Source organism: Bacteroides sp. RCH18, assembly GCF_058231005.1.
Genome location: NZ_JBIPTC010000001.1, coordinates 1,978,984 through 2,005,253, shown reverse-complemented (window position 1 = coordinate 2,005,253; position 26,270 = coordinate 1,978,984). Strand labels below are relative to the sequence as shown.

Annotated in this window: 16 protein-coding genes; 8 read left to right on the top strand and 8 right to left on the bottom strand. The window is 45.7% G+C overall.

What is annotated here, in order from left to right; genetic code table 11:
• Nucleotides 1–144: 144 nt before the first annotated feature.
• Nucleotides 145–984 (bottom strand): outer membrane protein assembly factor BamD, encoded by an 840-nt coding sequence (locus ACHLI0_RS07990; RefSeq protein ID WP_182426937.1) that lies wholly within the window; start codon nucleotides 982–984, stop codon nucleotides 145–147.
• A 299-nt stretch (nucleotides 985–1,283) separates the two neighbouring features.
• Here ACHLI0_RS07990 and ACHLI0_RS07985 point away from each other — a divergent pair, with 299 nt between their 5' ends.
• Nucleotides 1,284–2,717, top strand: a complete 1,434-nt coding sequence (locus ACHLI0_RS07985) for a CCA tRNA nucleotidyltransferase (RefSeq protein WP_490748847.1) — start codon at nucleotides 1,284–1,286, stop codon at nucleotides 2,715–2,717.
• Between the two features lie 223 nt (nucleotides 2,718–2,940).
• On the opposite strand, the gene ACHLI0_RS07980 is transcribed toward ACHLI0_RS07985, so the two are convergent.
• Nucleotides 2,941–4,104, bottom strand: coding sequence for a M24 family metallopeptidase (locus ACHLI0_RS07980; protein WP_008766347.1), 1,164 nt, complete (start codon nucleotides 4,102–4,104; stop codon nucleotides 2,941–2,943).
• 152 nt (nucleotides 4,105–4,256) lie between these two features.
• Nucleotides 4,257–5,594: an NADP-specific glutamate dehydrogenase gene (gdhA, locus tag ACHLI0_RS07975; protein ID WP_113748882.1), complete on the bottom strand. Its 1,338-nt coding sequence runs from the start codon at nucleotides 5,592–5,594 to the stop codon at nucleotides 4,257–4,259.
• Between the two features lie 331 nt (nucleotides 5,595–5,925).
• On the opposite strand from gdhA, the gene ACHLI0_RS07970 reads away from it, so the two are divergent.
• On the top strand, nucleotides 5,926–8,898 hold the full coding sequence (locus ACHLI0_RS07970) for a PEP/pyruvate-binding domain-containing protein (RefSeq protein WP_008761136.1): 2,973 nt from the start codon (nucleotides 5,926–5,928) through the stop codon (nucleotides 8,896–8,898).
• 173 nt (nucleotides 8,899–9,071) lie between these two features.
• Here the strand turns inward: ACHLI0_RS07970 and ACHLI0_RS07965 are convergent, their stop codons facing one another.
• The 4 genes from ACHLI0_RS07965 to ACHLI0_RS07950 all read right to left on the bottom strand — a co-directional run bounded on the left by ACHLI0_RS07965 (nucleotide 9,072) and on the right by ACHLI0_RS07950 (nucleotide 14,075).
• Nucleotides 9,072–10,406, bottom strand: coding sequence for an NADP-specific glutamate dehydrogenase (locus tag ACHLI0_RS07965; protein ID WP_008761138.1), 1,335 nt, complete (start codon nucleotides 10,404–10,406; stop codon nucleotides 9,072–9,074).
• Nucleotides 10,407–10,570: 164 nt separating this feature from the next.
• A complete protein-coding gene (locus ACHLI0_RS07960) occupies nucleotides 10,571–10,747 on the bottom strand; it encodes a hypothetical protein (RefSeq protein WP_008761139.1) in 177 nt (58 codons plus the stop codon).
• Nucleotides 10,744–13,035: an NADP-dependent malic enzyme gene (locus ACHLI0_RS07955; RefSeq protein ID WP_008766293.1), complete on the bottom strand. Its 2,292-nt coding sequence runs from the start codon at nucleotides 13,033–13,035 to the stop codon at nucleotides 10,744–10,746. The genes ACHLI0_RS07960 and ACHLI0_RS07955 overlap by 4 nt, the downstream gene beginning before the upstream one ends.
• Nucleotides 13,036–13,226: 191 nt before the next feature.
• Nucleotides 13,227–14,075: a helix-turn-helix domain-containing protein gene (locus ACHLI0_RS07950; protein WP_055220158.1), complete on the bottom strand. Its 849-nt coding sequence runs from the start codon at nucleotides 14,073–14,075 to the stop codon at nucleotides 13,227–13,229.
• Nucleotides 14,076–14,229: 154 nt separating this feature from the next.
• Here ACHLI0_RS07950 and ACHLI0_RS07945 point away from each other — a divergent pair, with 154 nt between their 5' ends.
• Genes ACHLI0_RS07945 through ACHLI0_RS07930 form a run of 4 tightly spaced genes read left to right on the top strand, consistent with a single transcriptional unit; the run spans nucleotide 14,230 to nucleotide 20,580 of the window.
• Complete coding sequence (locus tag ACHLI0_RS07945) at nucleotides 14,230–15,372, top strand: efflux RND transporter periplasmic adaptor subunit (RefSeq protein WP_490748846.1); 1,143 nt, start codon at nucleotides 14,230–14,232, stop codon at nucleotides 15,370–15,372.
• A gap of 18 nt (nucleotides 15,373–15,390) precedes the next feature.
• Nucleotides 15,391–18,588, top strand: coding sequence for an efflux RND transporter permease subunit (locus tag ACHLI0_RS07940; RefSeq protein WP_490748845.1), 3,198 nt, complete (start codon nucleotides 15,391–15,393; stop codon nucleotides 18,586–18,588).
• Nucleotides 18,589–18,594: 6 nt separating this feature from the next.
• Nucleotides 18,595–19,962, top strand: coding sequence for a TolC family protein (locus ACHLI0_RS07935; protein WP_490749562.1), 1,368 nt, complete (start codon nucleotides 18,595–18,597; stop codon nucleotides 19,960–19,962).
• 9 nt (nucleotides 19,963–19,971) lie between these two features.
• Nucleotides 19,972–20,580 carry a TetR/AcrR family transcriptional regulator gene (locus tag ACHLI0_RS07930; RefSeq protein WP_130042062.1) on the top strand — a complete coding sequence of 203 codons (609 nt, stop codon included), beginning with the start codon at nucleotides 19,972–19,974 and terminating at the stop codon, nucleotides 20,578–20,580.
• Between the two features lie 474 nt (nucleotides 20,581–21,054).
• Here ACHLI0_RS07930 and ACHLI0_RS07925 read toward each other — a convergent pair whose 3' ends face one another.
• Entirely contained in the window at nucleotides 21,055–21,783 is a 729-nt protein-coding gene (locus tag ACHLI0_RS07925; RefSeq protein ID WP_490748844.1) for a TetR/AcrR family transcriptional regulator, read from the bottom strand.
• Nucleotides 21,784–22,013: 230 nt separating this feature from the next.
• Here ACHLI0_RS07925 and ACHLI0_RS07920 point away from each other — a divergent pair, with 230 nt between their 5' ends.
• Nucleotides 22,014–22,961: a tyrosine-type recombinase/integrase gene (locus tag ACHLI0_RS07920; RefSeq protein ID WP_117860394.1), complete on the top strand. Its 948-nt coding sequence runs from the start codon at nucleotides 22,014–22,016 to the stop codon at nucleotides 22,959–22,961.
• A 396-nt stretch (nucleotides 22,962–23,357) separates the two neighbouring features.
• The gene (locus ACHLI0_RS07915; protein ID WP_182423545.1) at nucleotides 23,358–26,258 is read left to right on the top strand and encodes a BT1927 family outer membrane S-layer protein; all 2,901 of its coding nucleotides are present in this window, start codon (nucleotides 23,358–23,360) and stop codon (nucleotides 26,256–26,258) included.
• Nucleotides 26,259–26,270 lie beyond the last annotated feature (12 nt).

Below are 26,270 nucleotides of genomic sequence, written 5' to 3'. Positions count from 1 at the left end.
AAATAAAAATCGGTAAGCGATGAAAAAATAAATGTGCTATCTTTGATAAACACAAATATCCATCGCTTACCGATTTTTATTTTTCCTTCTCCGATAACAGCTTTTTTCCTTTTTCCGGAAAGCCATTACTCTTCGAAAGATCTCTTATTCTTCGGCAGCTTCTTCCAGTGCTTTCCGTTCTTTTTTCTTATTGATAAATCCGATTTTCAGATTGGCGTCTTCCTGTTCTTTTTTGATTTGCTGTATGGCAGAAAGGATTTTCGACAGTTCGTAAACGCCTGCTACTGCCTGGCGGTCGGTCGGACTCATCGTCGTTGTGTATCTACGGTCGCCGATAAATTCCACGCGGATATTCTTGTCCTTGTTGAGGTTCAGAAATTCGATCACGTTACCGTCTTCTCCCAGTTTGTAATCGGCTTTTTCTATTTTCTCGTTCATATCCGATGTTTCGTAGCTGTCCTTCGAAGTCGGAGTTTCGGCAAAACTGCCGTCGGGGGTCGTCACTTTGACGCCTACATGATGGATATTGCCGGCTCCGCAATAAATGGAAGTCATGCTCATGATTCCCTGTTCGCTCACTTGGAAGCGAAGGAAGGAACGATGGAGATTCTTCTCAATGGCTTGTGTAGGCCATATGTAGTTGCCTACTTGCTGATATTCGGCGTCTTTCTCCAGGGTGTACTTGCCTTTGATGGCGTCAAACGCTGCTTGCTTTGCTTGGAGAGCACTGTCCAGAAAGGCCAGAATCTCTTGTTGAGCCTTGAGTTCCACATCCAGCATCAATTCCTGACCGGCTTTGCGGGCCTCGAATGCTTTGGGATACAAAATCTTGATACTGTCGATTTGTGTCTTTGCTTCTTCGTAGTCGCCACGTTCGTAGGCAGCACGGGCAATCGTCAGTTTTTCATTGGCTTTTTTCTCGATGCCGTTTCCGCAGGCTGTCAGTGCCAGCGTGCCGCAAAAAAAGATAATCAGTTTTTTCATCATACCGTTTACATTTTACTATTAGACGATTTGCGATGGAGATGGGACGTGCAGTGTTCACGACTTACCGCCAACTGTTCGTTACTTGCGGTTTGCCGTTCGTGTTACTTGCTGTTTACCGTTCCTCGCCCGTTCATCGTTTACTTTATAGCGACAAAAATACAAATATATCCCTTATTTTTGTAATTTTGCCCCCTCAAAACTTGTATTGGCAATAAGTGTTTGATGATTATGGACCGCCGGCCGGTGTTTTCATCAACTATTTAACTGTCTGTTGCCAGTCGTTAAGCATTAAAAAGATGATAGAGTTGACTCAAGAGGAACTGAAACAGTATTTTAGCGAACCGATCTTCGGACACATTGCCGAAACCGCTGACGCACTCGGACTGGAGTGTTACGTGGTGGGCGGTTACGTTCGTGATATTTTTCTGCAACGTCCCTCCAAAGATATAGATGTAGTAGTAGTAGGCAGCGGAATCGCGATGGCGGAAGCACTTGGAAAACGCTTGGGGCGTGGTGCACACGTCTCTGTTTTCAAGAATTTCGGTACGGCACAAGTGAAATATAAAGGTACGGAAGTCGAATTTGTAGGCGCCCGCAAAGAATCCTATCAACGGGATTCACGGAAGCCCATCGTAGAAGACGGAACACTGGAGGACGATCAGAACCGCCGTGACTTTACTATTAATGCGATGGCTGTCTGCCTGAACAAAGCACGCTTTGGCGAACTAGTTGACCCGTTTGGCGGCATGGCGGACATGAAGGAAAAGACCATCCGCACACCGCTCGATCCGGATATCACATTCAGTGACGACCCGCTGCGCATGATGCGTTGCATCCGCTTTGCCACGCAACTGAATTTTTATATCGATGACGATACGTTCGAATCGCTCTGCCGTAACAAAGACCGGATTGAAATCATATCCCGTGAACGGATTGCGGATGAGCTGAACAAGATCATTCTTTCACCTATCCCTTCAAAAGGCTTTGTAGAACTGGAACGAAGCGGACTGCTGCCGTTAATTTTTCCGGAACTGGCTGCCTTGCAGGGAGTAGAAACACGAAACGGACGGTCGCACAAGGACAATTTTTACCATACGCTGGAAGTGTTGGACAATATCAGCAAAAAGACGGATAATCTCTGGTTGCGCTGGGCAGCTTTGCTGCACGATATCGCCAAGCCCGCAACGAAACGTTGGGAGCCTAAAGTGGGCTGGACGTTCCATAATCATAATTTTATCGGTGAAAAGATGATTCCGAATATTTTCCGGAAGATGAAGTTGCCGATGAATGAAAAGATGAAGTATGTGCAGAAAATGGTCAGCTTGCACATGCGTCCCATTGTGATAGCGGATGATGTAGTGACGGATTCTGCCGTGCGCCGTCTGCTTTTTGAGGCGGGGGATGATATCGACGACTTGATGACACTCTGCGAAGCGGATATCACTTCGAAAAACATGGAGCGCAAGCAGCGATTTCTGAATAACTTCCAGCTGGTTCGCCAAAAGTTGAAAGACCTTGAAGAAAAGGACCGTGTCCGTAATTTCCAGCCTCCGGTGAGTGGAGAAGAGATCATGGAAACTTTCGGCTTACAGCCCTGTCGTGAAGTCGGTGCTTTGAAAAGTGCGATAAAGGATGCTATTCTGGATGGAGTTATCCCCAATGAGTATGAGGCAGCCTATGCTTTTATGCTGGAACGGGCGGCGAAGATGGGACTGAAGCCTGTAAAATAGCTTTTCTTGTTCAAATTGGGGTGACTAACAAGTCGATTCTATCTCAAATCTCCTCCTTCGGGAAGGAGGAGTGGTCGCAGACCGAGGTGGTAGGAGAAATAATGTTTGTTCCTATTACTTTGTAAATGATAGGGTTATGTATTCACCTACCACCTCCCCCTACGGGTACTCCTCCTTCCCGAAGGAGGAGATTTAAGATACTATTGACTTTTTAGTCAGTCCCTTATGACAATTCTATAATTTCTTCGTTGCAGTTAGTCAGTTTCTCAACTCCTTCGTTTGTCACTACCCAAGAGTTTTCGATACCTACGGGGCCTACACCGGGAAGAACGATTTTCGGTTCGAGAGCAAAGACCATGCCCGGTTCCAGCTCCTGCTTGATGCGCGGAGCAAGTACAGGCGCTTCGTTGATTTCAAGTCCGATGCCGTGACCAATGAACTTGGCTTGTTGTCCCGTTCCCATAAACTTATCGGCAAAACCTGCTTGGGTAACCATTTCGATTGCAGTGTTATACAGCATTTCGCAGGGAATGCCGGGTCTGGCTATCGAAGCGATCTTTTCCTGGATATCCAGACAAACTTGGTGAGCGGTATATGCTTCTTCCGACAATTTGCCGATAGAGAACACACGGCTCATATCGCCCATATATCCGTTGAAGTTGCCTCCCAGATCGACCATAACACTTTGTCCTTCTTTCAGCGGAGTCTTGTCAGCGCCTCCGGGCAGGGCAGGATCGAGTCCGCGACCCCCTAAAGCAAAATCGTAGGGAGAAGGATAACCGGCATTATCTCCGGTCAGCACACTTCCCATGAAGATTTCCATGCTGCGTCCAAACACGCGGAAGATGCCGAGGCAACCTTGAAGGCGCATCAGACGTTCGATTTCTATCGAGAACTCGATATCTGTCATTCCGGGGTAATATGCGAACGGAATCTGTTCGTATGCCTTGGCATGTGCCATGCCCGAACGACGGAACATCTCAATTTCGATAGCTGTCTTCACGCTACGTGCCTGACGGATCAGCGGTGTCCCGTTCACGACTTCAGCGTCCGGGAACAAACCTGCCAGACGAACATATTCGGTGTAAGGAAGTTCGTCGCCTTCCAGCATCAGTTTAGTGGGCAAAGGCAGCCCTTTTTCTTTCAGAATATCGACGATCTGTTCCGGCTTGCGGATGGGGAACGAGTGTTCGCCTGTGATATTGTTGGGCCGCTTGAAAAACAGCAGTGCCGGTGAATGAAGAGGGAGATAAAGATAGCCGCTGACTACACAGCCATAGGTGTAGATTAAATTAGCATTACAAGTAATGAGGGCGGCATCAATGCCCTGTGACACCATCAGACTGCGAATCTTGTCGCGGCGGAGTTTTAATTCGGGTTGTAGCATTTTTTATTGTTATTACTGTATAATGCTACAAAGATAATTAATTCCATTGAAGAAAATAATGTTAATCTCAAAAAAATAGCGCTACCCGCGTCCTGTCACAGGAGGCGAGCAGCGCAAACCACAAATACAAATACAACTAAACAAAGTCTCTTTTAAATAACACCTTGTCCCATCATTGCGTGAGCTACTTTCATGAATCCGGCAATGTTAGCTCCCTTCACATAATTGATATATCCGTCGGGTTCTGTACCGTATTTCACGCATTGTGCATGGATACCGTGCATGATGGCGTGGAGTTTTTCGTCCACTTCAGCAGCGCTCCAGCTCAGGTGCATGGCGTTCTGAGACATTTCCAGTCCGGAAGTGGCAACACCACCGGCGTTGACTGCCTTACCCGGAGCATACATTATTTTCTTTTCGATAAATAAGTCGATTGCTTCCGGCGTACATCCCATGTTGGAAATTTCTCCAATGCAAAGAACGTTATTTTTTATGAGATTTTGTGCATCTTCTCCATTTAATTCGTTCTGAGTAGCGCAAGGAAGTGCAATATCTGCTTTTACTTCCCACGGACGCTTGCCTTCTACGAAGGTTGCACCCGGATATTTCTCGGCGTAAGGAGCAACGATGTCATTGCCCGAAGCCCGAAGTTCGAGCATATAATCTATCTTTTCTCCGCTGATGCCGTCCGGATCGTAGATATATCCGTCCGGTCCGGAGATCGTAATTACTTTGGCACCCAATTCGGTCGCCTTGGTAGCAGCGCCCCAAGCTACGTTACCGAAGCCGGAGATAGCGACTGTCTTGCCTTTGATATCTATATTTTTTGCCTGCAACATCTGATGAACGAAGTACAAACCGCCGAATCCGGTAGCTTCCGGACGAATCAGCGAACCGCCGAACTCCAGTCCTTTTCCGGTAAAGGTTCCCGTAAATTCGCGGGTCAGCTTCTTGTACATACCGAACATATAACCTACTTCGCGTCCGCCTACACCGATATCACCGGCTGGTACATCCATGTCCGGTCCCAGATGGCGCCACAATTCAAGCATAAACGCCTGACAGAAACGCATGATTTCAGCATCGCTCTTGCCACGGGGTGAGAAGTCCGAACCGCCTTTGCCGCCACCCATCGGAAGGGTAGTCAGCGCATTCTTGAATGTCTGCTCGAAGCCGAGGAATTTCAAAATGGAGAGGTTGACGGAAGCATGGAAACGAATACCGCCTTTGTACGGGCCGATTGCATTGTTGAACTGTACACGATAACCGAGATTGGTCTGAACTTCCCCTTTATCGTCTACCCAAGTGACACGGAAAGTGAAGATACGATCAGGTTCTACCAGTCTTTCTATGATCTTGGCCTTTTCAAATTCGGGATGCTGATTGTATATATCTTCGATCGAAAGAAGAACTTCTTTTACTGCTTGAAGATACTCTAATTCACCGGGGTGCTTTGCCTCCAAAGAGGACATGATTTTCTGGATGTTCATGATATCATATTTTAAAAGGTTATTCTGATAAAATGTAAACTACTCACACTGCAAATATAGGAAAATTTTTCAAATGTGATTGATTTTATGGTGATATTTTGATTGAATAATGATAAAATGATAGTAGTAGGTAATAGGTAATAAGTAATAGGTAATAAGCTGCGCTGTAAACCGCATGGTTATTACCTGTTACCTATTACTTATTACCTATTATAAACTTTATAAAGAAGATGATAGCAAATGAGATTTAAAAAATTAACTTTGCAGAGTAAACGTCAAGTAGACTGTACTATGAATCATTTCATTATGGAATAAAAAATAGAAAGAGACTATGCTCAGCAAGTATAAATTAAACCAGCTTTACTTCAAAGATACGCAATTCGCCAATTTGATGACACGGCGGATTTTCAATGTTCTGTTGATTGCCAACCCGTATGACGCTTTCATGCTGGAAGATGACGGACGCATTGACGAAAAGATATTTAATGAATATACATCCTTGTCACTTCGTTATCCGCCTCGTTTCTCACAGGTTTCTACGGAAGAGGAGGCATTGACGCAGTTGGAGAATATGTCATTCGATCTGGTGATCTGTATGCCGAGTACGGGAGACAATGACAGTTTTGATATTGGTCGGCATATTAAAGAGAAATACGAACATATTCCGATCGTTATCCTGACTCCTTTCAGTCACGGTATTACGAAGCGGATTATCAACGAAGACCTGAGCGCATTTGAATACGTATTCTGCTGGCTGGGCAATACCGACCTGTTGGTTTCTATTATCAAACTGATGGAAGATAAGATGAATCTCGAACACGATGTGCAGGAAGTAGGCGTGCAGATGATACTTTTGGTGGAAGACGGCATCCGGTTCTATTCTTCCATTCTTCCCAACCTGTATAAATTCGTGTTGAAGCAGAGCCAGGAATTTTCTACCGAAGCTCTGAATGCGCACCAGCGCACGCTTCGTATGCGTGGGCGTCCTAAAATCGTTTTGGCGCGTACGTATCAGGAAGCGATGGAAATCTATCGCAAATACCAGAATAATATATTAGGAGTCATTACCGATGTCCGTTTCCCGAAAGTGGAACGGGGCGAGAAAGACGGTCTGGCAGGTATCAAGCTTTGTGCCGCCATACGCAAGAACGATCCGTTCGTACCGTTGATTATCCAGTCCTCCGAATCGGAAAACTCTTCGTATGCCGCCAAATACGGTGCCAGCTTTATCGATAAGAATTCTAAAAAGATGGACGTTGACCTGCGGCGCATCGTTTCCGATAACTTCGGGTTCGGTGACTTTGTGTTCCGCAATCCGGAGACAGGAGAGGAGATTGCCCGTGTGCGGAACCTGAAAGAGTTGCAGAATATCCTGTTTGCCGTGCCTGCCGAGTCTTTCTTGTACCATATCAGCCGGAATCACGTTTCGCGCTGGCTCTATTCGCGTGCCATGTTTCCGGTAGCCGAATTTCTGAAGCCGATCACGTGGACCAGTCTTCAGGACGTAGATGCACACCGCCGGATTATCTTCGAGGCGATCGTGAAGTACCGGAAGATGAAAAATCAGGGAGTGGTTGCCGTCTTCAAACGTGACCGTTTCGACCGTTACTCCAACTTTGCCCGTATCGGCGACGGTTCGCTGGGAGGAAAAGGTCGTGGCCTTGCCTTCATTGATAATATGGTGAAGCGTTATCCCGAATTTGAAGAGTTCGAAAATGCGCGGGTGGCAATTCCTAAGACAGTGGTGCTGTGTACCGATGTCTTCGACGAGTTTATGGAGACCAATAATCTCTATCAAATCGCTCTTTCGGATGCCGACGATGATACGATTCTACGATATTTCCTAAAGGCGAAACTGCCCGACCGGTTGGTAGAGGATTTCTTTACTTTCTTCGATGTGGTGAAGTCTCCGATTGCCATCCGTTCTTCTTCCTTGTTGGAAGATTCTCATTATCAGCCGTTTGCCGGAATATACAATACGTATATGATTCCTTATCTGGACGACCGTTACGAAATGCTCCGTATGCTTTCCGATGCGATCAAAGGAGTCTATGCTTCGGTTTACTTCAGAGACAGTAAAGCCTATATGCAGGCTACATCGAACGTGATCGACCAGGAAAAGATGGCGGTTATCTTGCAGGAAGTCGTGGGAAATCAATACGGAGACCGTTACTACCCGTCTATGTCCGGCGTGGCACGTTCGCTCAATTACTACCCCTTGGGAGATGAAAAAGCCGAAGAAGGTACGGTGAATCTGGCTCTTGGATTAGGAAAATATATTGTAGACGGAGGTATGACACTTCGTTTCTCTCCTTATCACCCGAATCAAGTGTTGCAAACCAGTGAAATGGAGATAGCCTTGAAAGAAACACAGACCCGTTTCTACGCATTGGACTTGAAAAACGCAGGGCATGATTTCTCTATCGACGATGGCTTTAACCTGTTGAAACTTCACGTGAAGGAAGCCGAAAGTGACGGTTCGTTGCGCTATATCGCTTCTACTTACGATCCGTATGACCAGGTGATCCGTGACGGTTTGTATCCCGGTGGACGCAAGGTAATCACGTTTGCCAATATCCTTCAACACGATGTATTCCCGCTGGCACGCATCCTGCAACTGGTTTTGAAGTACGGTGAACAGGAAATGCGGCGCCCGGTGGAGATTGAGTTTGCCGCGACCTTAAGCCGTGAACAAGATAAGACGGGTACATTCTACCTGTTGCAAATCCGCCCGATTGTGGACAGCAAAGAAATGCTGGACGAAGACCTGACGCTGATACCGGATGAAGACGTGGTGCTCCGTTCCAATAACTCATTGGGGCATGGCGTCATGAACGAAATTTATGATATCGTCTATGTCAAGACGGATGGATACAGTGCTTCGAACAATCAGGCCATTGCCTGGGAAATAGAGAAGATGAACCTGCAATTCCTCAATGCAGGAAGGAATTATGTGCTCGTAGGTCCGGGGCGTTGGGGCAGCAGTGACACATGGCTGGGGATTCCGGTGAAGTGGCCGCATATCTCCGCCGCCCGTGTGATAGTGGAGGCCGGACTGACCAATTATCGTGTAGATCCGAGTCAGGGAACTCACTTCTTCCAGAACCTCACTTCGTTCGGCGTAGGCTATTTTACGATCAATGCCTTTATGAATGACGGAGTCTACAATCAGGATTTCCTTAACGCCCAACCTGCGGTGGAAGAAACGAAATTCCTGCGTCATGTCCGCTTTGAAAAGCCGATGGTAGTCAAGATGGATGGTAAGAAGAAGCTCGGCGTTGTTCTGATGCCGGGGATTGACTGATAGGATAAGTAGTATATCGTTTTTTACTTTTAAGACATTTAGTCTTTTTATATTATTACGTTGATTTTACTGCTGCAGTTGCTGCGGTACAACATAAAAAACTCCCGTTCTTCCTTTCGGAAGGCGGGAGCCTTTATCTTAAAAATGACTATAGCTTTCTTATATCTTGCTGATTATACGATACCCTGAGCCATCATAGCTTTGGCAACCTTCATGAATCCGGCTACGTTAGCACCTTTCACATAGTTTACATATCCGTCGGCTTCAGTACCATACTGAACGCAGGCTTCGTGGATATTCTTCATGATGCTCTTCAGCTTTTCGTCTACTTCTTCAGCGCTCCAGCTCAACTTGATGGAGTTCTGAGTCATTTCAAGACCTGATACTGATACACCACCCGCATTAGCTGCTTTACCCGGAGCGTACAGAATCTTAGCGTCTTGGAATACTTTGATAGCTTCCGGAGTAGAAGGCATGTTTGCTCCCTCAGATACAGCTATACAGCCGTTTGCTACCAACTGACGGGCGTGGTCGCCGTTCAATTCGTTCTGAGTGGCAGAAGGCAGTGCGATATCGCATTTTTCACCCCAAGGTTTAGCTCCTTCTACATATTTGCAACCATATTTCTCTGCGTATTCGCGGATACGGCCACGGTACAGGTTCTTCAGTTCCATGATGTAATCCAGTTTTTCGCGGTCGATACCGTCCGGATCGTAGATGTAACCGTCAGAGTCGGAGCAAGTAACTACTTTACCACCCAGTTCGATTACTTTTTCGATTGTATATTGAGCTACGTTACCCGAACCGGAAACAAGACAAGTTTTGCCTTTCAGGTCAGTACCTTTGGTTTTCAGCATTTCCATCAGGAAGTAGATGTTACCGTAACCGGTAGCTTCCGGACGAATCAGTGAACCACCGAATTCGCGACCTTTACCAGTGAATGTTCCGGTAAATTCGTGAGCCAGCTTCTTGTACATACCGAACATGAAACCTACTTCGCGGCCACCTACACCGATATCACCTGCAGGTACGTCAGTTTCAGGACCGATGTGACGCCACAGTTCCAGCATGAATGCCTGTACGAAACGCATTACTTCAGCGTTTGACTTACCACGTGGAGAGAAGTCGGAACCACCCTTACCACCACCCATAGGCAGCGTAGTCAGTGAGTTTTTGAATGTCTGCTCAAAGGCAAGGAATTTCAGGATAGAAAGGTTTACAGATGCGTGGAAACGGATACCGCCTTTGTACGGGCCGATAGCGTTGTTGTGCTGAACACGGTAACCCATGTTTGTCTGAATATTACCTTTGTCGTCCATCCAAGTTACACGGAACTGAAATACTCTATCAGGAATACACAAGCGTTCGATTAAGTTTGCTTTGTCAAACTCCGGGTGTTTGTTGTATTCTTCTTCAATAGTAGAAAGTACTTCTTCTACTGCCTGATGATACTCCGGTTCATTGGGGAACCGTCTTTTCAGATCGTCTAATACCTTTGCTGCATTCATAATCTTTTTTTCTTTTATTGGTTGATTAAATTTCGATTACCTATTTCTTTTATGCGGTTGCAAAAGTAAAGATAAAAATTGAACTAGCAAACATTTTATAAAGAAAAATGCAATAAAACATCAAATTTGATATTTTATTGCATTAAAACTCAGAAAAAAGATATTTATTTATTCTTTTTCATCGACTTATAGACAGGAATAAAGACTAATGCTGCCGAAATGACAAGCATTACTATTGTCATACCGTCAATACGTTCGGCTTTTGTGAGAACTAAATAGCAAAGCGCCAGCCAAAGCAGGCTGACGCAAACTATTTGTGATTTTGATAACGGCCTTCTCATCGGCTTTCGTTTTTCTTCTTCACTACGATGGCGTCGATCACGGCTACGGCTGTGATGTTCACGATGTCGCGGACAGAACTTTCAAAGTCAGTGAAATGGATAGGCTTGTTCAGTCCCATCTGGATAGGGCCGATAAATTCCGTATCGGGGTCCATTGCCTGCAGCAGTTTGTATCCTGCGTTGGCGGAGCTCAGGTTCGGGAAGATCAGCGTATTCACGTCTTTACCTTTCAGGCGGGTGAACGGATACTTGGCGTCACGCAGTTCGCGGTTCATGGCAAAGTTCACCTGCATTTCACCGTCGATGGCGAGTTCCGGATATTCCTTCTGCATATAGTTCACCGCTCCGTGCACTTTGACAGGGCTGCCGGAGGTATCGGCGCCGAAGTTGGAGTACGACAACATCGAGATGACCGGTGTATGGTTGAAGAAACGGACTGTCTTGTCAGCCAGTTTGGCGATGTCAATCAGAGTTTCCGTATCCGGATGACGGTTGATCAGCGTATCTGCCAGGAAGTAGGTACCCTTCTTTGAATTAAGAATGTGCATCGTTCCGAAATGGTTGAATCCGGGCTGGATGCCGATTACTTCTTTGGCAACTTTGATGGTGTTGCTGTATCTGGTGTAGAGTCCGGTGATAAATGCGTCTGCATCTCCGGTTTCTACCATCATCATACCGAAGTAGTTGCGTTCGAACATCTTGTCGTTGGCTTCTTCGTAGGTAAAGCCTTCGCGGGCACGTTTTTCGGCAAGGATGCGTGAGTAGCGTTCGCGGCGTTCCGACTCGTCCGGATGGCGGAGATTGACGATTTCGATGCCTTCCAGGCTCAGGTCGAGTTCTTCGGCCAGTTTGCCGATTGCTTCGTCGTTTCCTAATAAGATAGGATGGCAGATGCCTTCGGCTTTTGCTTCGACGGCGGCTTTCAGCATATTGGGATGGATGCCTTCGGCAAATACGACACGTTGCGGGTTGCGGCGGGCGGTGTCATAAAGCTGGCGGGTCAGTTTGGATTCGTATCCCATCAGCTCGCGCAGATGCACGCAGTAAGCGTCCCAGTCTTTGATTTCCGTGCGTGCCACTCCGCTTTCCATGGCTGCTTTGGCTACGGCACAGGAAACTTCGGTGATGAGGCGCGGGTCTACCGGTTTCGGGATGAAGTATTCCGGACCGAAAGAGAGGTTGTTGACGTGGTATGCTGTGTTCACTACATCAGGTACAGGCTGTTTTGCCAGATTGGCGATAGCGTGTACTGCTGCGATTTTCATTTCTTCGTTGATTGCTTTGGCCTGTGTATCGAGTGCGCCGCGGAAGATGTACGGGAAGCCGATTACGTTGTTGATCTGGTTCGGATAGTCGGAACGTCCGGTTGCCATCAATACGTCGGGGCGGGCGCTCATTGCATCTTCGTAAGAGATTTCCGGTGTCGGGTTTGCTAGTGCGAATACGATCGGCATGGGAGCCATGCTGCGCACCATGTCCTGACTCAGTACGTTACCTTTGGACAAGCCGAGGAATACGTCGGCGCCTTTGATCGCTTCTTCCAGTGTGTGGATATCCGTGCGGTCGGTGGCAAAATATCTTTTCTGTTCGTTGAGGTCGGTACGTGTCTTGCTGATAACGCCTTTGCTGTCCAGCATGACGATATTTTCGAGGCGTGCCCCCAGTGATACATATAATTTGGTACAAGATACGGCAGATGCTCCGGCACCGTTTACGACGATTTTCACATCCTCGATTTTCTTTCCGGCCACTTGCAGGGCATTTACCAGTCCGGCGCTGGAGATGATAGCGGTTCCGTGCTGATCGTCGTGCATCACAGGGATGTCAAGTTCTTCTTTCAGACGGCGTTCGATTTCGAAACATTCGGGAGCTTTGATGTCTTCCAGATTGATACCGCCGAAAGTAGGAGCGATTGCTTTTACGGCAGCGATGAATTTCTCCGGGTCTTTCTCGTCCACTTCGATGTCGAATACGTCGATACCTGCGTAGATTTTGAAAAGCAGACCTTTGCCTTCCATCACCGGTTTGCCGCTCAGTGCGCCTATGTCACCGAGTCCGAGTACGGCTGTACCGTTAGAAATAACAGCTACCAGGTTGCCTTTGGCTGTGTATTTGTAAGCGTCCTGCGGGTTCTTCTCTATTTCGAGGCAAGGCTCTGCCACGCCGGGAGAGTATGCAAGTGATAAATCAGTTTGAGTACTGTAAGGTTTGGTAGGAACTACCTCGATCTTACCGGGTTTGCCCTGTGAATGATAGAGCAAAGCGGCTTCTTTGGTTATTTTAGCCATGGTATTGGTATTTTTATTAATAAGTTATCATTTGGCTGCAAATGTAGGAATAAAAGTTATACATTGTTGTCTTTAGATGATAATTTCTATTAATTTTATAGCAAAATGACTGGTTTTGCACAATCTTATGGTTTGTATCCGGGTCTCTTTACTCCTTATAATATATAATAATTATTTCTTTTTTTTGATTGCTATATGACATATCTGTTTTGATATTCTCTGGGCGACATTCCTTCATGCCGTTTGAAATATCTTCCTAAATACGACTGGTCCGGGAAACCGAGCCGGTCGGCTATATCCTGCATTGTCAGCTCCGTGGATTGGAGCAGTACCTTGATCTCTAGAATGGCGAAATCATCAATGATCTTTTTGGCAGAATCTCCGGTCACACTACGGCAGATACCTGTCAGATATTTGGTCGAAATACAAAGTTCGTTGGCGTAGAAGTTAACTTCCCGTTGTGAAATACAGTTTTCGTGCACCAATGCGACAAACTTCTTGAAGATTTCGTCCTGCCGGCTTCCCCCTTCTATTTCCTGTTTGTCGAAGTAGCGGTAGCATTTATCGTAAATGTCCAGCATGAAAGACTGGAGATGATTCTTGGCTATCTGATTGCGGAAGCGGTTCTCGCGATCATTATAAATAGCAGTTGTCGCCTGTATCAATCCGTTGATAGCTCCGGTATCCTTATCGGGAAGCACATAGCACGGTCTTTCCTTCATAAAGCGGAAGAAGGTCGGTTCTAACCGCAGGCAGGCTTCCCGAAACATGTCCTTTGGAAATCCGAAAAAGGAAGCTGTGAAGTCACTGCTGCTGCCATTGATGCGGATAATGCTTCCCGGCAGCAGTACCACCTGAGTGTTTTTGACGATTTCGTACTCTTTCAGATCGATGGTGACGTGTGCCCATCCGCTGCGGCAGAAATAGATGGCACCCCCTTCCATTTTCCAGAGGTGATGCATGATAGGTGACAAATTCTCATCGCTTCCGGCAACAAATGATTCCCGGAGAACGGCAAGGGTAGAGTTTCTCTGTATCATAACTATTCTTATTTAGTGGGCAAAAATAGGACTTTTTCACTAAATATCGCTCATATTGTTCCGAAAATGAACAAAACTCTAAACACTATGACCAGTTTTCTATGGTGAAAAGAGTCTACCTTTGCCGCGATCAAAAATTTTAATAGGTAACACAATGAGTAAAAAGGTATGTAAAATGAAGCAAGGGCTATTATTGCTCTGTTGTCTGGTTGCTGCTGCAGGTTGTAAGCAAGCTCCACCCACACAAATGGAAACAGGATATGAAGTAATGACCGTCTCTCCGACCGACCGGATGATTTCGAGTGCCTATTCGGCAACTATCCGCGGACGTCAGGACATCGATATTTATCCACAGGTAGGCGGTACGCTGACAAAAGTCAGTGTCACCGAAGGACAGCGGGTGAAGAGCGGACAGACGCTGTTCATCATCGACCAAGTGCCGTATGAGGCAGCCCTGCAGACGGCAGTGGCGAATGTGGAGTCAGCCAAAGCGTCTCTGGCGACGGCACAGCTGACTTACGACAGCAAAGAGGAACTGTATAAGGAGAATGTAGTTTCCGCTTTCGATCTGAGTACGGCAAAAAATTCTCTTCTGGCTGCCAAAGCGCAACTGGCGCAGGCCAAGGCACAAGAAGTGAGCGCCCGTAATAACCTTTCTTATACGGTAGTGAAGAGTCCGGCAGACGGAGTGGTAGGTACATTGCCTTATCGCGTAGGTGCGTTGGTAAGTTCCAGTATCCCCGAACCGCTGACCACCGTTTCCGACAATTCGGATATGTACGTCTACTTCTCAATGACGGAAAACCAGTTGCTGGGACTGATTCGCCAGTATGGCTCTAAAGACGAGGCGCTGAAAAGTATGCCCGCCATCGACTTGCAGCTGAACGATAAATCGGCTTATCCCGAACAGGGACAGATCGAGTCTATCAGCGGAGTCATTGACCGTTCGACGGGTACTGTCAGCCTGCGTGCCGTTTTCCCCAATAAGGACGGATTGCTGCACAGCGGCGGTGCGGGTAACGTAGTGATTCCGGTACAGAAAACGGGAGCTTTGGTTATCCCGCAGGGAGCTACGTTCGAGATACAGGATAAGAGATATGTATATAAGGTAGTAGACGGCAAAGCGCAATCTGCTTTGGTGCAGGTGACCCGTGTGAACGGCGGCCGCGAATTTATCGTGGATGAAGGACTGGCTCCGGGCGATGTGATTGTGGCGGAAGGCGTAGGATTGCTTCGTGAAGGTACTCCGATTAAGGCAAAGACTGCCCAGGCATCTATGACAACTACTGAAAATTAAACAAAGGAGGAATCATCCATGAATTTAAGAACCTTTATTGAACGCCCCGTATTATCGGCAGTCATCTCTATTACGATTGTCGTTGTGGGTATCATCGGGCTGTTCAGTCTGCCCGTTGAACAATATCCCGATATTGCTCCGCCGACCATTATGGTGAGTACCACCTATTATGGCGCCAGTGCGGAAACTTTGCAGAAGAGTGTGATTGCTCCTTTGGAAGAAGCGATCAATGGTGTGGAAGATATGACTTACATGACTTCCAGCGCCACCAATGCCGGTACAGTGAGTATCACCGTGTACTTCAAGCAGGGAACAGACCCGGACATGGCAGCGGTCAACGTACAGAACCGCGTGTCGAGAGCGACGGGACAGCTTCCGGCAGAAGTAACGCAGGTCGGTGTGACAACTTCCAAACGTCAGACAAGTATCCTGCAGATGTTCTCGCTCTCCAGTCCGGACGATAGCTACGATGAAAATTTCCTCTCCAACTATATCAGTATCAATATCAAACCGCAGATTCTTCGTATCTCGGGGGTAGGTGACCTGATGATTATGGGAGGTGAATATAGTATGCGTGTATGGATGAAGCCGGACGTGATGGCTCAGTACAAACTGATTCCGTCGGACATCACCGGTGTGCTAGCCGAGCAGAATATCGAATCGGCTACCGGTTCATTCGGTGAAAACTCGAACGAAACCTATCAGTATACAATGAAATATAAAGGACGTCTGATCACTCCGGAAGAATTTGGAGATATTGTCATTCGTTCTACGGTCAATGGTGAGGTCTTGAAGTTGAAAGACATCGCCGAGGTACAGTTGGGACAGGATAGCTATGCTTATCACGGTGGAATGGACGGTCATCCGGGCGTTTCGTGTATGGTGTTCCAGACGGCAGGTTCCAATGCGACCGAAGTCAATCAGAATATTGATGAACTACTTGAAGAAGTCCGCAAAGACCTTCCGAAAGGAGTGGAACTGACGCAGATCATGAGTTCGAACGACTTCCTGTTCGCTTCTATCCATGAGGTGGTGAAGACGTTGATCGAGGCGATTATCTTGGTTATCCTTGTAGTATATGTGTTCTTGCAGGACTTCCGTTCTACGCTGATTCCTTTGGTGGGAGTCATTGTTTCGCTCATCGGTACGTTTGCTTTCATGGCGCTGGCAGGATTCAGTATCAATCTGCTCACGCTGTTTGCGCTCGTGCTTGTCATCGGTACGGTGGTGGACGACGCCATTATTGTCGTCGAGGCGGTGCAGGCACGCTTCGACGTGGGGTACAGGTCGTCCTATATGGCAAGTATCGATGCAATGAAAGGCATCAGTAATGCTGTTATCACCTCTTCGCTGGTGTTTATGGCAGTATTTATTCCGGTATCCTTCATGGGCGGTACTTCCGGTACGTTCTATACCCAGTTTGGTCTGACGATGGCGGTTGCCGTTGGTATTTCCGCTATTAATGCGTTGACACTGAGTCCGGCATTGTGTGCGTTGCTGCTGAAACCCTATATCAATGAAGACGGTACGCAGAAGAATAACTTTGCGGCACGTTTCCGTAAAGCATTCAATTCGGCTTTCGATATTCTGATAGAGAAATACAAGAATGTGGTGCTGATCTTTATCAAACGCAGATGGCTGGCATGGTCGCTGCTCGTTTGCTCCGTAGTGTTGCTTGTATTCCTGATGAACACGACAAAGACCAGTCTGGTGCCGGACGAAGACCAGGGTGTGGTATTCGTCAATGTAAGTACGGCGGCCGGTAGTTCGCTGACTACGACCGACGAAGTGATGGAACGCATCGAAAAGCGTCTGATGGATATTCCGCAGATTAAGCACGTGCAGAAAGTGGCCGGCTACGGATTGCTGGCAGGACAGGGAAGCTCGTTCGGTATGTTGATTCTGAAGCTGAAACCGTGGGACGAACGTCCGAATGACGAGGATAATGTACAGGCAGTCATCGGTCAGGTGTACGGTCGTACGGCCGATATCAAGGATGCCAGTGTTTTCGCTATTTCGCCGGGTATGATTCCGGGTTACGGTATGGGTAATGCGCTGGAACTCCATATGCAGGATAAGATGGGCGGTGATATCAACGAATTCTTTACCACTACCCAGCAATATTTGGGGGTATTGAACCAGCGTCCGGAAATTGCGATGGCATATTCTACGTTCGATGTGCGCTATCCGCAGTGGACGGTAGAGGTGGATGCAGCCAAGTGTAAACGCGCAGGCATTACACCGGATGCGGTACTGAGTACACTGTCCGGTTATTATGGCGGTCAGTACGTGTCCAACTTCAACCGTTTCTCTAAAGTATACAGAGTCATGATTCAGGCAGACCCGCAATTCCGTCTGGACGAAACCTCACTGGACAATGCTTTCGTACGTATGTCGAACGGAGAGATGGCTCCGCTGAGCCAGTTCGTAACGTTGACACGCAGCTACGGTGCAGAGTCGCTGAGCCGTTTCAATATGTACAATTCCATCGCCGTGAATGCGATGCCGGCAGACGGATATAGTACGGGAGACGCTATCAAGGCCGTACAGGAAACAGCCGTACAGTCTCTTCCCAAGGGATATGGCTATGATTACGGAGGCATCACCCGTGAGGAAAATCAGCAAAGCGGTACGACAATGATCATCTTTGGTATCTGCTTCCTGATGATTTATCTGATTCTGAGTGCATTGTACGAGAGCTTTATCATTCCGTTCGCCGTGCTTCTGAGTGTGCCTTGCGGATTGATGGGAAGTTTCCTCTTCGCATGGATGTTCGGACTGGAGAATAACATTTACTTGCAGACAGGTTTGATTATGTTGATCGGTCTGTTGGCAAAGACAGCCATCCTGCTGACCGAATACGCTGCCGAACGCCGTAAGGCAGGCATGGGACTGATCGCTTCTGCGGTAAGTGCAGCTAAAGCCCGTCTGCGTCCGATTCTGATGACAGCATTGACGATGATCTTCGGTCTGTTCCCATTGATGTTGTCCAGCGGTGTAGGAGCCAATGGTAACCGTTCGCTGGGTACGGGGGTAGTCGGTGGTATGACGATCGGTACGCTGGCATTACTTTTCATCGTGCCTACTTTGTTTATCGCTTTCCAGTGGTTGCAGGAACGCTTACGCCCGGTGCAGAGCAGACCTACGGAAGACTGGCAGATCGAGGAAGAAATCAAGGTGAGTGAAGAAGAAAAATCTAAAGCAGGAAAAAAATAATTGATGATGAAGAAAATATTAATCTTATCCGCAGCAACGCTCGTGTTGAGCAGTTGCGGTATCTACAATAAATACAAACCTGTATCGGAAGTCCCCGAAGGACTTTATGGAAGCGAAACCGTCGCTTCCGCCGATACGGCGAACTTCGGTAATCTCTCGTGGAGGGAAGTCTTTACTGACTCGTATTTGCAGAATTTGATCGATTCGGCTTTGGTACGGAATACGGATATGCAGACAGCGCATCTCCGTGTGAAAGAAGCGGAGGTTTCGTTGCTGACGTCCAAGCTTTCTTATCTGCCCTCTTTGTTTCTCGCACCGGAAGGAGCTGTGAGCAGCTTCGACCGTGGCAAAGCGACACAGACCTACTCATTGCCGGTGACTGCCTCGTGGGAACTGGATATCTTCGGAAAGGTGACCACAGCCAAACGTCGGGCAAAAGCGGCCTATGAGCAGAGCAAGGAGTATGAACAGGCGGTGAAGACGCAATTGGTGTCTGCCGTGGCAAATACTTATTATACCTTGCTGATGCTCGACGCTCAATATGAGATTTCCGTGTCCACCGAAGCGGCATGGAAAGAGAGCGTGCGGACAGCCCGTGCCATGAAGAAGGCCGGTATGATGACCGAAGCCGGACTGGCTCAGACGGAAGCCACCTATTATAATATATGTACGGCAGTGCTCGACCTGAAAGAACAAATCAATCAGACCGAGAACTCAATGGCTTTGTTGCTGGCGGAAACACCTCACAAGATGCAACGTGGCAAACTGGAAAACCAGCAGTTGCCGGAAGACTTCTCCGTAGGGATTCCTTTGCAGATGCTTTCCAACCGTCCGGATGTACGTAGCGCGGAGTTCTCTTTAGCGCAGGCGTTCTATACGACGAATGCTGCCCGTGCCGCTTTCTATCCTTCCATCACGCTGAGCGGGAGTGCCGGATGGACAAACAGTGCCGGTAGCATGATCATCAATCCGGGCAAGTTCGTTGCTTCTGCCGTAGCTTCACTGACGCAACCTTTATTTAACAAGGGAGCGAATATCGCCCAGCTGAAAATAGCGAAGGCACAGCAGGAAGAAGCCCGCCTCAGCTTTGAACAGACATTGCTGAACGCAGGTGTGGAAGTAAACGAGGCACTGGTGCAATATCAGACGGCCCGTGAGAAATCCGCTTTCTACGATAAGCAGATCACTTCTTTGCAGACTGCTGCCAGAAGCACTAGTCTGTTGATGGAACATAGTAATAATACTACTTATCTGGAAGTACTGACCGCACAGCAGACATTGCTGAACGCCAGACTTTCACAGGTAGCCAATCGCTTTACCGAAATCCAGGGCGTGATTACACTGTATCAGGCTTTGGGCGGAGGCCGGATGTAGGAGGATAGTATGAATCCTGAAAAAGTACGGTGTCAGATAATCGAATACACCAAACACGAGATGTATCTGCACGGTGCTGACGGACTGACCATGGATGACATAGCCAAGGGGATGAAGATGTCGAAGCGTACGCTTTACAAGCTGTTCCCCAGTAAGACTTGTCTGTTCCGCATCTGTCTTTCTGATTTCACCAACGGGATCAGAAGTCGTCTGAAACAAAGTCAGATGCGGATGGACAGTTCGTGTATGCAGGTGCTTTTTGCCACAGTGAACGGGTATCTCACGCTATTGCATTCGTTAGGAAAGACTTTATTGCTGGATATCGCCGCGAACGAAGATTACCGTGCTTCTTTCAAACGGGAAGAGGCCTTCTGGTTGCAGCAGTTTATCGACGTACTGACGCATTGCAAAATCTGTGGTTACCTGCTTCCGGGAGTCGATCCGGATCGCTTTGCGGCAGATTTGCAGGAGGTTATTTATCAGAGTTGCCTGCAAGGTACTCCGTATGTTGTTCAGCGGACGCTGAACCATACTCTCTTACGAGGGCTTTTTGAGGTGGACGGCATTCGGTATATTGACGAACACCTGAAACTGGATAAATTCAATGTTTGTGTATGAAAGGAAGGGCGTGTATTGCTTTTTAAGCAGGCACGCCTTTTTATTTGTTTGAAATGAGTTATTCTCTGAAATTCCCGATCATGTGATATATTAAGTTGCTTTTTAAATCTTGTCAATTAAATCCGGAGATAAGCAGAAAGGCAGTTAACCGTTGGCAGGTTAGTATAAACGCTTTTATTCTCACCACAGTGAGAACATTTTCTCATCGCATTGAGAAATAATTCTCAAAGGCATGAGAACTTTTTCTCACTGTGGTGAGAATTTTTTCTCAAAGGCATGAGAATACTTTGAGAATATAGCAACTTGTATCATGCTATGTATTAATCGGATAGCAGTATAGCAGTATCTGTCTTATGCCTGCTATTTTATGACTGCCTCAAACGCTCAATCTCTAATAATGTAGTTTCCCGCTTGTTTGGTAAAAGCGGCTGGGCTATCCTTTGTCTCCGTATGAAAACTTGACAAATGATCAATCTAAAGCCCTTTCACCACATCGGCAGACAAACCCGTGCATTCTGCTATCACATCATCCGCTATACCTTTCTTCTTGAAATTACGGGCTATCTCTATGGCTTGGTTGTGCTCTTTGAGCGCGGAGAACACCAGACCGGAAAGATACTCAAGTGTACTGTACAAGCGTCCTCGATTTTCCTTCCGCTGATAATCCACACTAAAAAATGTGGAACGCTTACGGTGTAATATCAGGTAGTATGTTCCGGCAGTAAGAAGTCCCGCTATTATATCAATTGGGATACCCGTTCCTTCAAACAAATTTTTGTATTCTTCTATAGCCACTTTATAATGTTTTTCCCTGCTTCGTGCCATACGTCTTGTGGTCGAATTATCCGCTTCGAGTTCCCACACTAGCAAGTGCTGCATATCGGTATTGTCATATAAGTAATTTGCCAAAGCCTTTAAGGTGCTTTTCATGATGTCCTCGTTGGCTTTGTCTGTAGGGTGTTCTTCATCGAAAAGATCGTGCAGCCAATAATCAGAAATGTAAGCGTACTTATCCAGCAACCGCTCAATATTCTTATAGTTATTGAGCAGGACGGACATTTGTATGTCGGCTCTTTGCATAATATCTGTAAAGGTAATTTGCGCCAGACCTTTTTCACTTGCTAGCTGGCGGATGGCATCAAACACGTCCGCTTCCAGTTCGGCACGGGTACGGCGTGTACGTTTATTCTTCAATTGTTCCATGTTTATTTCTTTGTTGCATACAAATGTATGAAAAATAAGTATAAGTCACTTGTTTTCTGTTATAAAACAGATTTATGAAACAGCTCGGTCACTGAACAAATTTATTTCTATCTTTGTCTTCTTAGTATTTAGAGAATAGAAAAACAAAGAACACTGGAGAAAGCAGAGTGGGTAAGGGAACGGCTTTCTCTACGAACGTATCTTTTGAGTATTATTTAAATCAGTAGAAAATGGGGAATTTAATTTCGTTTATGAAGGAAGTAGCCGATGGGCTACGGGAAAGTGGGAATTATGGGACCGCCCATATTTACAGGAGCAGTATGAGTGCAATCCTTGCCTTTCATGGAAGTGATAAGCTTCCTTTCCGGAAAGTAAGTCAGGAGTTTCTTAAAAGTTTCGAATCGTATCTGCGTGGCAGGAACTGTAGCTGGAATACAGTTTCCACTTATATGCGTACGTTGCGTGCAGTGTATAACCGTGCGGTCGACCGCCATCTTGCGCCTTATGTGCCTCATCACTTCCGGTATGTCTATACAGGAACGCGCGCGGACAGGAAACGTGCGCTGGATAAGGAAGACATGGAGCGTCTGATGAAGGAACTTCCGAAACAGCTGTGTCAGGACAACAAGGAACTACAGCGTACTCGTGGTCTTTTCTTTTTAATGTTTTTACTTCGTGGGATTCCTTTTGTGGATCTTGCCTATCTGAAAAAGCATGATATCGATGGGAATGTAATGACTTACCGCCGCCGAAAAACCGGCAGGTTATTAACAGTGACTCTTGTGCCGGAAGCCATGAAGCTGATCAAGCGGTATATGAATACCGATCCTGCTTCTCCTTATCTTTTTTCGCTGATCACCAGTGGAGAGGGAACGGAAGCGGCGTACAAGGAATATCAGCTGGCATTGCGCAACTTTAATTATCAGTTAATGATTTTGAAACAGGTTTTGGGACTGACATCTGAAGTAAGCTCGTACACTGCCCGTCATACCTGGGCTACGATGGCATACTATTGTGAGGTACATCCCGGTGTTATTTCCGAAGCGATGGGGCATTCTTCCATCACCGTGACGGAAACGTATCTGAAACCTTTCAAGAATAAGAAAATTGATGAAGCGAATGTAGCGGTTATTTCTTCCTTAAAGAAGGTCTATAGTGCAGGTAAGTTCTTGAATTAGAGAACTGTTACTTTGTAGGTAACGGGAAGAAAAGACGCTGCAAATATGGGTATATTTTGGAAAACATGCAAACAAAAATGATATTTTTTCTGATAAACTACTAAAAAAAGGAAACACACTGAACAAAACTGCGGATTTTTTGAGAAGAACACGGCTTGCTCTTTAATTTTTGCAAAAGATTTCCCTCCCCTCTGCCATCGTCCGAGAGCAGGGGTTAAAAATATTCTTTACTTATTTAATGAATGTAGCCCGCAGACGCCTCTGTCGGGGTGGAAAAGTACGCTTTCCCGTTACCTACAAAGTAACAGAAAGACAGACCACCAAGACGAGATGGATTATGAAATGACAGCAAACAAATTTTTTATTTATTAATTGTATAACATTTAATTTACTTTTATGAGAAAATGGACGTATTTAGTCGCAACCTTGCTAATGGCGGGTACGACAGCTACATTCACGGGATGTATTGATACCGATGAACCGGAAGGTATCGTTGATCTGCGGGGAGCAAAATCCGAACTGATTAAAGCACAGGCTGCGGTAAAGCTGGTGGAAGTGGAATGGCAAAAAGCCAAAGTTGCTGAACAGGAACTGGTGAACAAATCTAAAGAGTTGGATAATCAGTACAAAGAGTACGATGTTCAGATGCACGCTTTAGATGTAGAGTTGAAAAAACTAGAAGTAGAACGTGCGCAGGCTGTTACAGAACAAGCAAAAGCTGAAGCTGAAGCAAAGATTGCTGAAGCTAACAGAAACAAAGCTGCTTGGGAAAACAAAATGGCTGAAGAAGCTGAGATTTTCAAAGCAGCTATGTTGAACTATCAAACTCTGACAGCACAGGCACAGGAAGCCCACGATAATGCAATGAAGTTGATTGAGGCTGGTAAGTTGCTGTTGACTGATGGCGAGAAAGCGATTATCAATAAGGCACAGCTTCATTTGGAAAGTGCAGCTACAGCAATGAATGGTAAGTATCTTCTTTTGAAGAAAGCACAAATAGAATATAATGCTGCAATCACAGATCCTACTACTCCTACATTGGAAAGTCTGCAAGCATTGGTGAAACAAGCTCAGGTTGCGGTTGAAAAGAATGAAATCATTCTGAAAGAAAAAGAGAATCTGCTTGCTTTGGCAGAGGATTTTGATGCTGCAGAATGGGATGCTAAGTCTTTGGAAATGAAGAAGAAAATGTCTGAATATCAAAGCTTGCAAGATAAAGCAGAAGTAGAAAAAATTAAAATAGAGAAATCTGCTGATTACAAAGCTGCTGTTCAGAATGTAACTGATAAGGAAGAACTTCAAGCTGCTGCTCAAAAGGTATATTTTGATGATTCAGTTACTCCTAATGAGGGTGCAAAGGCAGATTCTACTGCAGCTACTAAGGCTGACCGTATTATTAAAGAATATAAATCAGAGCCTGTTGATAATGGATTGAAATCATTGTTTGCATCTGAAACATCTTTTGATGGTATAGGATATAATAAGTCTACAGGAATATTCTCTTATTCTAAAGGAACTTATACACAAGAGAAATATGATGCAGACTTGAAGGAGGATGAGGCTGATAGAACTAATGATGCTTCTATTCGAATTAAGACTGTCAATACTTGGATTACTGTTTTAACAGACTATACTGTAGATGAAAACGGTGTTGCATGGAACGAGAATCAAAAAGCTAAATTGGCTGAAAAAGCGGATAAGGCAGGAAAAACTTTCGAGACAGCATATAGCTATTGGGATATTGCAGTAAAGGCATATACGGATGGAACAAAAGCTACACCGACTCAGCCGATCGCTGACTTGAAGAAAGTGACGGATGATTATAATAAAGCTTATACAGCTTTAAATAAGGCTATTACAGATTATAATGCAGCTTATGATAAGGTGTATAAGGCTGCTTATGATAAAAAAATATCAGAACTAAAGGATGCGAAGACTTTGGAATTGTATGTAGCTGCATTTAGTAGTGATGCCAATAGATTACAAACATATAATACAAAGTTCCCGGCAGGTGTAGAAGCTACTAATGCTGAAAGAATAGCCTTTATTAAGTTACAGATCTTGGCTCAAGCTGAATATGAAGCACAGGATAAAGAAGTTGTAAAGTATCTTGCTACGGATGCTGTGAAAGATGAAGCCAAAAACGTTGCAAGCAATGCATGGACTCCTTCTAAAGAGAAAGAAGAAGCGGATAAAGCTTTGGCTGCAGCTAATGCTAAAGTAAAGACAGCAATTGTGACTATTCAACCTGCTATTACTTCTTTTAAGACTTTAAATTATGAGACTACTGGTAAACTGAGTATCGCTACTCCTTATGGTCAAGAAGTTGTAAATGCTGATTTTGATACAAAGAAAATCACAGATAATGATGGTTCTGCTTCAACATTCTATGAGGCTGAAGAGAAGGATAATGTTCCTACTGGTCATATTAAAGCAATTGTTTCTGATATTGCCGATGATGAATTTGCTAAGTTGACAGAAACTAAAGTTAGTGAGAACATAGCTAAGACTGCTGTTACTGCAACATCTAATGTCGCATTTGGTGAAACTATCAAAACAACTGGTAATATAAATAATGATAGATTGAAACCTGTAACAGTAGATATGGTTCGCGATTATGTTGCAGCCAATTCTTCAGTAGAAATTAATGAAGCTAATTTTGGTAAATTAGGTGCTAAAATACAGGCTGATGATGCGGTAAAAGATTGTCAGGCTAAGATTGACGCTGCTGAAACAATTAAGAAAGAAATTACAGTATTTGAAGGTGTACTTGCTGACTTAAAAGCTGAAATACAGGCTAATACAGACTTGATGAAGCCATTTATAGAAGAAGCTGATAAGGCTCGTATAGCATTGAATGATGCAAAAGCAGCTGTGAAAAAGGCTGAGGCAGAAAGAGATGCGTTGACTGCTGAGGTTGAAGCAGATATTGAAAAATATAAAGGCTTAGTTGAGGATTATGATGCTTTGGTTCAAGAAGTTCAGAAGCAGATTGAGGGTATTAAAGGCAGTGCAACGCTCGATCAAGATGTACCTGTAACTGTAGAAGCAATTCTTAATTATTGGAAGAAAGCTGTAGCAGACCAAGAGTACATTGTTGAAATGAACAAACAGGCTTTAGCTTCTGCAGAAAAGAATATTGAACTCTTCAATAAGGGTGAATATACTCAGGCTTATGTTGTAGAACAAAAGAAAATAGCTTTGGATGCTGCAAAAGCCATCTATGATGCTGCTAAGGCAGTTTACGATGATGCTCTTGCTGACGTGAAGACCATTTTGGAAACTTTGACTAAGTAATTCTCTAACACG

Bases quoted from the DNA above. Each gene is read 5' to 3' on its own strand.
- ACHLI0_RS07990 (WP_182426937.1), bottom strand. From the start codon at position 984: ATGAAAAAACTGATTATCTTTTTTTGCGGCACGCTGGCACTGACAGCC.
- ACHLI0_RS07985 (WP_490748847.1), top strand. From the start codon at position 1,284: ATGATAGAGTTGACTCAAGAGGAACTGAAACAGTATTTTAGCGAACCG.
- ACHLI0_RS07980 (WP_008766347.1), bottom strand. From the start codon at position 4,104: ATGCTACAACCCGAATTAAAACTCCGCCGCGACAAGATTCGCAGTCTG.
- gdhA (WP_113748882.1), bottom strand. From the start codon at position 5,594: ATGAACATCCAGAAAATCATGTCCTCTTTGGAGGCAAAGCACCCCGGT.
- ACHLI0_RS07970 (WP_008761136.1), top strand. From the start codon at position 5,926: ATGCTCAGCAAGTATAAATTAAACCAGCTTTACTTCAAAGATACGCAA.
- ACHLI0_RS07965 (WP_008761138.1), bottom strand. From the start codon at position 10,406: ATGAATGCAGCAAAGGTATTAGACGATCTGAAAAGACGGTTCCCCAAT.
- ACHLI0_RS07960 (WP_008761139.1), bottom strand. From the start codon at position 10,747: ATGAGAAGGCCGTTATCAAAATCACAAATAGTTTGCGTCAGCCTGCTT.
- ACHLI0_RS07955 (WP_008766293.1), bottom strand. From the start codon at position 13,035: ATGGCTAAAATAACCAAAGAAGCCGCTTTGCTCTATCATTCACAGGGC.
- ACHLI0_RS07950 (WP_055220158.1), bottom strand. From the start codon at position 14,075: ATGATACAGAGAAACTCTACCCTTGCCGTTCTCCGGGAATCATTTGTT.
- ACHLI0_RS07945 (WP_490748846.1), top strand. From the start codon at position 14,230: ATGAGTAAAAAGGTATGTAAAATGAAGCAAGGGCTATTATTGCTCTGT.
- ACHLI0_RS07940 (WP_490748845.1), top strand. From the start codon at position 15,391: ATGAATTTAAGAACCTTTATTGAACGCCCCGTATTATCGGCAGTCATC.
- ACHLI0_RS07935 (WP_490749562.1), top strand. From the start codon at position 18,595: ATGAAGAAAATATTAATCTTATCCGCAGCAACGCTCGTGTTGAGCAGT.
- ACHLI0_RS07930 (WP_130042062.1), top strand. From the start codon at position 19,972: ATGAATCCTGAAAAAGTACGGTGTCAGATAATCGAATACACCAAACAC.
- ACHLI0_RS07925 (WP_490748844.1), bottom strand. From the start codon at position 21,783: ATGGAACAATTGAAGAATAAACGTACACGCCGTACCCGTGCCGAACTG.
- ACHLI0_RS07920 (WP_117860394.1), top strand. From the start codon at position 22,014: ATGGGGAATTTAATTTCGTTTATGAAGGAAGTAGCCGATGGGCTACGG.
- ACHLI0_RS07915 (WP_182423545.1), top strand. From the start codon at position 23,358: ATGAGAAAATGGACGTATTTAGTCGCAACCTTGCTAATGGCGGGTACG.